Genomic DNA, 6353 nt, shown 5'->3' on the forward strand with positions numbered 1-6353 from the left:
TTGCGGTATAGTTGACACGCAGTCGCCGAACTCGCCATCTAGCCTCCTCAAAAATGGAGGACCACATGCGCCAATTCGCCCTCGCCACCATCCTGGCCCTCAGCACCAGTGCCGCCTTTGCCGACGCGCCCTTCGCACCAATGCCCGAGCCATCGCCCAATGAAGGCCCGGCCTTTATCGACTCCTCCGCCACCCGCCTCGATGCCGATCAGGTCCAGCTCAAACTGACCTTCGAGGGCGGCGCCTGCCAGGCCGTCGACGAGCCGGTTCTGGACGAAGTTTCCGGCGGCACGCTGGCCGTCACCATCCCCACCCATGACACATCCGAAATGTGCACCATGCAGATCGTGCAGATCCCGGTTGATGTCACCATCGCCGCCGGTGCCGACGTCACCGCACTCGACGTGACCATTCAGGCACCAAGCGGGCAACCTCAGCACAGCGGCACGATCGAGATTGCGGCTGATTAGCTGCTGCACGTCACCGTAGGACCTATCGACATTCATCTCAGGCTGAGCCGAAAAGGGCGGTTTTCGAGAACCGGAGCGGAGCGTACTTCGGTACGTGAGCACCGGAAGCGCAGAAAACTGCCATTTGCAGGCCAGCATCAGTGAATGTCGATAGGTCCTAGTCTTGTCTCCGTCGCAGTCTCCCGATAGAAGGCAGCACCTTTCTCAGCCTTTATCGCAATAAGGACCAGTTCAATGGCGATCGAACGCACTTTCTCCATCATCAAACCCGATGCCGTCCGTCGTAACCTCATCGGCAAGATACTGACCAAGTTCGAAGACGCCGGCCTGCGTCCGATCGCGCTCAAGAAGATCCATATGACCCGCGCCCAGGCCGAAGGCTTCTACGCGGTCCACAAGGATCGTCCCTTCTTCGGCGAGCTGGTCGAGCAGATGATTGCTTCCCCTGTCGTCGTGCAGGTTCTGGAAGGCGAAGGCGCCATCCTCAAGAACCGCGACGTCATGGGCGCGACCAACCCGGCAAATGCCGCTGAGGGCACCATCCGCAAGGAATTCGCCCTCTCGATCGGCGAAAACTCCGTGCACGGCTCGGACGCTCCCGAGACCGCTGCCGAAGAAATCAAGTTCTTCTTCAACGACGACGAACTGGTCGGCTAATGCCCGACCTCCTACCCCTCTCCCCTTGAGGGACTTCGAGCCGTCCCGCAGGGCAAATCGCTCCGGTGGAGCGATTTGAGGTAAGAAGGCCATGAGAGCTATGCTCGAATGGCACGAATTTTCCACAACAACCGTATTTCCCCTCTCCCCTTGAGGGAGAGGGGTAGAAAATCGGCGTTCAGCCGATTTTTTCGACTGCCAATTCATTGGTAGGCCGCCCGCGGGGCGGCCTTTTGCTTTGTTTGTGCTATACTGCACGCAACCGCTCCGGCGTCATTCCCGCGCAAGCGGGAATTTTCCTCACCAATCCGTCCGCAAGAAGTGGGTTTCCCGCTTACGCGGGAATGACGTCGTTGCTTGATCGACGTCCCACGAAAGAACTGATTTGTCCCTGCCTGAAACCATTCTTGCTCCGCTCGCCCGTGCCCTTGCCGCCAAGGGGTACGAGACGCTGACGCCCGTGCAAGCCGCCATTATCGAAGATGAAACCGCCGGCCGCGATCTGCTCGTTTCCGCGCAGACCGGCTCCGGCAAGACCGTCGCCTTCGGCATGGCCATTGCCCCAACCCTGCTGGGTGATGCCGAGCGCTTCACCGAAGTCGGCGCCCCCCTGGCGCTGGTCATCGCCCCCACACGCGAACTCGCCCTCCAGGTGCAGCGCGAACTCGATTGGCTCTATGCCGAAGCCGGCGCCCGCACCGCCTCCTGCGTTGGCGGCATGGATGCCCGCACCGAGCGCCGCGCCCTCGAACGCGGCGCTCACATCGTCGTCGGCACCCCCGGCCGCCTGCGTGACCACATCACCCGTGGGGCCCTCGACATGTCCGCGCTCCGCGCCGTGGTGCTCGATGAAGCCGACGAAATGCTCGACCTCGGCTTCCGCGAAGACCTCGAATTCATCCTCGACGCCGCCCCCGAAGATCGCCGCACGCTGCTCTTCTCCGCGACCGTGCCCAAGCCGATCGCCCAGCTCGCCAAGACCTTCCAGCGCGATGCCCTGCGCGTCGCCGCCACCAGCGCCACCGAGCAGCACGCCGACATCGACTACAAGCTGATGCTGGTCCCCGCCGCCGAGCGCGAAAACGCCATCATCAATACGCTGCTCTACTTTGAATCGGTCAACACCATCGTCTTCGCCTCCACCCGCGAGGGCGTCAAACATCTCTCGGCCCGCCTGCACAATCGCGGCTTCGATGTCGTGACTCTGTCCGGTGAACTCTCCCAGTCCGAGCGCACCAATGCGCTGCAGGCCATGCGCGACGGTCGCGCCCATATCTGCGTCGCCACCGACGTTGCCGCCCGCGGCATCGATCTGCCCAATCTCGATCTGGTGATCCACGCCGATCTGCCGACCAATCCCGACACGCTCCTGCACCGTTCGGGCCGCACCGGCCGCGCCGGCCGCAAGGGCACCTGCGTCATCATCGCCCCGATGCATCGCCGCAACGTCGCCCAGCGCATCCTCAAGGGCGCCAAGCTCGACGTCACCATGATGGGCCCGCCCACCGCGAGCGAGATCGACGCCCGCTACCGCGAAGGCATCCTCTCCAACGCCTCCCTCAGCCTGCCGGTCGCCGAGGAAGAAGCCGATTTTGTCGGCCAGCTGCTCGCCCGCTACAGCCCCGAGGCCATCGCCGCCGCCTATCTGCGCCAGCAATTCGCCGCCCGCCCAGCCCCCGAAGATGTCACCGAAAACGCCATGCCGGACCGGCCGGGCGACAAGGACCCGCGCACCCGCGAAAAATTCGAGGGCGGCACCTGGTTCAAGGTCACCGTCGGCCGCAAGCACAAGGCCGAGCCCCGCTGGGTCCTGCCTATGCTGTGCAAGGCCGGCAATGTCACCAAGACGGCCATCGGCTCGATCCGCATTTTCGATACCGAATCCCATTTCGAAGTTGCCGCCGGCAAGGCCGATGCCTTCGCCGCCGCCATCGCGCGCAATGGCTCGGGCGAACGCGGCGTCACCATCTCGGCGATCGAAGCCCCGGGCGAACGTCAGGCCACGCCCCGCCCATCCGGCAAGCGCCCGCCAGGCCCCGTCGAACGCTACGACCCCATGGCCGCCCGTCCCGAACGCACTGACCGCAAGCAGCGCTACGGCTCGTCCACCCTCGGCGCCGAAGACTTCCAGCCCCCGCCCGCCCGAGCCCCGCGTCCCCCTCGCAAGGACTTCGACAAGCCCCGCGCCCCCAAGGCGCCCACCAAGGACAAGGGCAAGCCAAAATGGGCCGGCAAGGACAAGCCCGCCGGCAAAGACCACAAAGCCAAGCGCAAGCCACAAATCTAAGGCCGCGATCGCTCCGCAAACACAGAAAGATCCCTCCCCCTATCAGGCTAGGAGGGGGTACCCCAATCCCTCGGCTCCATCGCTTCCCTCCCCTCGATGGGGAGGGATCAAGGGTGGGGTGACGGGAGCCACAAAGGCCCGGTGTAGTTCACAACTCCGTTCCCGCCATCGCCCAGCCCTTTTGTCTCCCTAGTACACGGCCACCCAGCGCACTTCGGAACCCACCTTGCCGACTTCCCCCATTATCATCACCGGCGCCTCCTCAGGCATGGGCAAGGCCGCCGCACTCCAACTGGCCGAACAGGGCCACCCGCTCGTCCTGCTGCTCCGCGACGGCCAAAAGGGCCGGGACGCCCACGCCGAAATCGTGCAGCGCTCCGGCAATCGCGCCGTCGAGATCGAACACGCCGACCTTTCCTCGCAAGCCGATATCCGCGCCGCCGCCGCCCGCATCACCGGGCGCCACAAGCGCCTCGCCGGCTTCATAGCCAATGCCGGTGCCCATTTCAGCGAGCGCACGCTGTCGCCCGATGGCGTGGAAATGACGCTCGCCATCAATCACCTCGCCCCCTTCCTGCTCACCCATCTCCTCCACGACGCCCTCAAGGCCCATGGCGCCGCCCGCATCGTGCTCACCGCCTCCAGCCTGCAATTCCCCTTCGATTTTGCTGACTACAATCGCGACCGCGCTTATGACGGCTACCGCGTCTATGGCCAGACCAAGCTCGCCAATGTGCAATTCACCTTCGCCCTGGCCCGGCGCCTGCAAGGCATCGGCATCACCGTCAATTGCCTCGCCCCGGGCCTGGTCCGGACCGACATCTACCGCAGCACAAGGGGCGCCGCCCGCTTCCTCGCCCATACCCTGCTGGCCCCGCTCATGGCCTCGCCCGAAAAAGCCGGCCAAAAACTCGTCCGCCTCGCCACCGATCCGGCCCTGGAGCAAACCTCCGGCGTCTATTTCAAGCATTACAAGCCCAGCCGGGCCATCCCCGCCGCCTATGACGAAGCGGCCCAGGAACAGCTCTGGACGCTAAGCGAGCAACTGACCGGCACCACGGCTTAAGATTGTCGTTCAGGCCTAGGGAGCCACGATGCCGTCCCTCCCCCTTGAGGGGAGGGCTAGGGTGGGGGTGCCGCGCCAGCCAAATACTCGATGCAAGGGACTTCAGCACCCCCACCCCTTCACCTTTGCTCCCCAATGTCCTATTTATGGCCCGACGCGAGGACGACCTTGCGCTTTCCAATTTTCCGGCCGGGACGACCCGCCACAGCTAGGAGTAAATCCCATGGCTTGGGTCTATCTCGCCATTGCCGGCATCTTTGAAATGGGTTGGGCCATCGGCCTCAAATATACCGAGGGGTTCACCCGCCCGCTGCCCACCATCCTCACCGTCGGCGCCATGATCATCAGCGTCATCCTGCTCGGCATCGCCTTGCGCGATCTGCCCGTGGGCACCGGCTACGCCGTCTGGACCGGTATCGGCACCGTCGGCACGGCCATTCTGGGCATGTATCTGTTCGGCGACCCCGCCACTGCCGCGCGCCTCGCCAGCATCGGCCTGATCATCGCCGGCATTGTCGGCCTCAAGATTTTGTCCTGATTTTTCAAACCTGTACGGCGCTGGCATGATTCAAAATGCCAGCGCCTTGACTCAATCTGCGAACCCGGCCCGCCACCAATCTGTGACAAAAAGGCCGATGCGCCGCCACGGCATTGCCGCTTCCCGAAATTGTTAATAGCCAAACCCGCGATCCTTGCTAGATTCGGTTTCGTATCCGCCGATCGCGTCGCCGGCCCCCAGTTTTGGAGAGCAATAGTGCCCTTGCGTTGGCAGGAAGTGGCTATGCCACTTGCCGTGATCCTCGTCCTTCTTCTTCTCAAACATGTTCCCGCCACCGCCAGCCTGCCGCTTGCCCGCGCCGCCGGCGTGGTAGCCTTCGGCTATGCCGCCTTCCTGGCGCTGCGCCTCGTGCAGGGCGAAGAAGCCGTCAGCATTGACGGCTGGACCGAACTGCGCCCTTCCATGGTCGAATATTTCGCCTGCTACGGCGCCGCCGCGCTGGCCGTGGTCCTCATGTCCGCCGTCATTTTCGTCGGCAGCACGTCCATTGTCGAACCCACCCAGATGCTGGCCGCCTTCACCGCCGCCACGCTGCTCGGGGCAGGGGCCATCGGCATCGGCATTGGCGGCCTGTTCACCCGCGTCCGCTGGAACAATACGCTGCTCGAACACCACACCGCCTTCGGCAAGCAAACCAGCCTGGCCTGGTCCGACGTGAGCAGCGTGCGTCCCAATTGGCGCGGCATCACCATCGCCACCCACGACGCGCGCAAAGTCACCTTCTCCCAATTCCACTCCGGCGCCGCCCAACTGGCCAAACACGCCACCAACCGCGCCCGCCGCAACGCCGAAACCGCCACCAAGGCCTTCGCAACGCTGTAGGTAGATACCCCCACCTAACCTCCCCCTGATAGGGGGAGGGATCTCTCCACTCTTGAAGCTGGATCGTGTCCCAACCACAAAACGGTCCCGCCCCCTATCAGGGGGAGGCTAGGAGGGGGTAACGCGAGCCCCCATCTATCGGCCCTTGTGTGTTCCCCGCTCAAATCCCTCCCCGCCCACGGCGTCATTCCGGCGCAGGCCGGAATCCAGGTCCGTGGCCAACCACACCCATCCAGCGCCGGGATAGCCTTCAGCATGGATTCCGGCCTGCGCCGGAATGACACCGTGGTGTTTGAGCGGTCGCGGGCTGCCCCAATCCCTCCTCCCCACCGCTCTCCCTCGGGCTCGACCCGAGGGCCATTCGCCGCTTGCGCCGGATTGAGAAAGGCCCTCGGGTCAAGCCCGAGGGAGACGCGGTGATATTGGGTGCTGAGGGGACAGCAAAGAGCTCACTTATCCCTCTTATCCCCCACCCCCAAACCTGCCCCATAC

6 protein-coding genes are annotated in these 6353 nt (G+C 64.1%); all 6 read left to right on the top strand.

Going from position 1 to position 6353, the window contains the following annotated elements:
• Window positions 1–65: 65 nt before the first annotated feature.
• The 6 genes from ACI3KW_RS17635 to ACI3KW_RS17660 all read left to right on the top strand — a co-directional run bounded on the left by ACI3KW_RS17635 (window position 66) and on the right by ACI3KW_RS17660 (window position 5861).
• Window positions 66–470: a hypothetical protein gene (locus ACI3KW_RS17635; protein WP_404849180.1), complete on the top strand. Its 405-nt coding sequence runs from the start codon at window positions 66–68 to the stop codon at window positions 468–470.
• 234 nt (window positions 471–704) lie between these two features.
• The gene (gene ndk, locus ACI3KW_RS17640) at window positions 705–1127 is read left to right on the top strand and encodes a nucleoside-diphosphate kinase (RefSeq protein WP_404849181.1); all 423 of its coding nucleotides are present in this window, start codon (window positions 705–707) and stop codon (window positions 1125–1127) included.
• 385 nt (window positions 1128–1512) lie between these two features.
• Window positions 1513–3414: a DEAD/DEAH box helicase gene (locus ACI3KW_RS17645; protein WP_404849182.1), complete on the top strand. Its 1902-nt coding sequence runs from the start codon at window positions 1513–1515 to the stop codon at window positions 3412–3414.
• Between the two features lie 226 nt (window positions 3415–3640).
• On the top strand, window positions 3641–4480 hold the full coding sequence (locus tag ACI3KW_RS17650; protein WP_404849183.1) for an SDR family NAD(P)-dependent oxidoreductase: 840 nt from the start codon (window positions 3641–3643) through the stop codon (window positions 4478–4480).
• A 223-nt stretch (window positions 4481–4703) separates the two neighbouring features.
• Window positions 4704–5018 carry a quaternary ammonium compound efflux SMR transporter SugE gene (gene sugE, locus ACI3KW_RS17655; protein WP_113124035.1) on the top strand — a complete coding sequence of 105 codons (315 nt, stop codon included), beginning with the start codon at window positions 4704–4706 and terminating at the stop codon, window positions 5016–5018.
• 243 nt (window positions 5019–5261) lie between these two features.
• On the top strand, window positions 5262–5861 hold the full coding sequence (locus ACI3KW_RS17660; protein WP_404849184.1) for a hypothetical protein: 600 nt from the start codon (window positions 5262–5264) through the stop codon (window positions 5859–5861).
• Window positions 5862–6353 lie beyond the last annotated feature (492 nt).

The organism is Devosia sp. ZW T5_3 (assembly GCF_044987315.1).
Classification (GTDB): Bacteria; Pseudomonadota; Alphaproteobacteria; order Rhizobiales; family Devosiaceae; genus Devosia.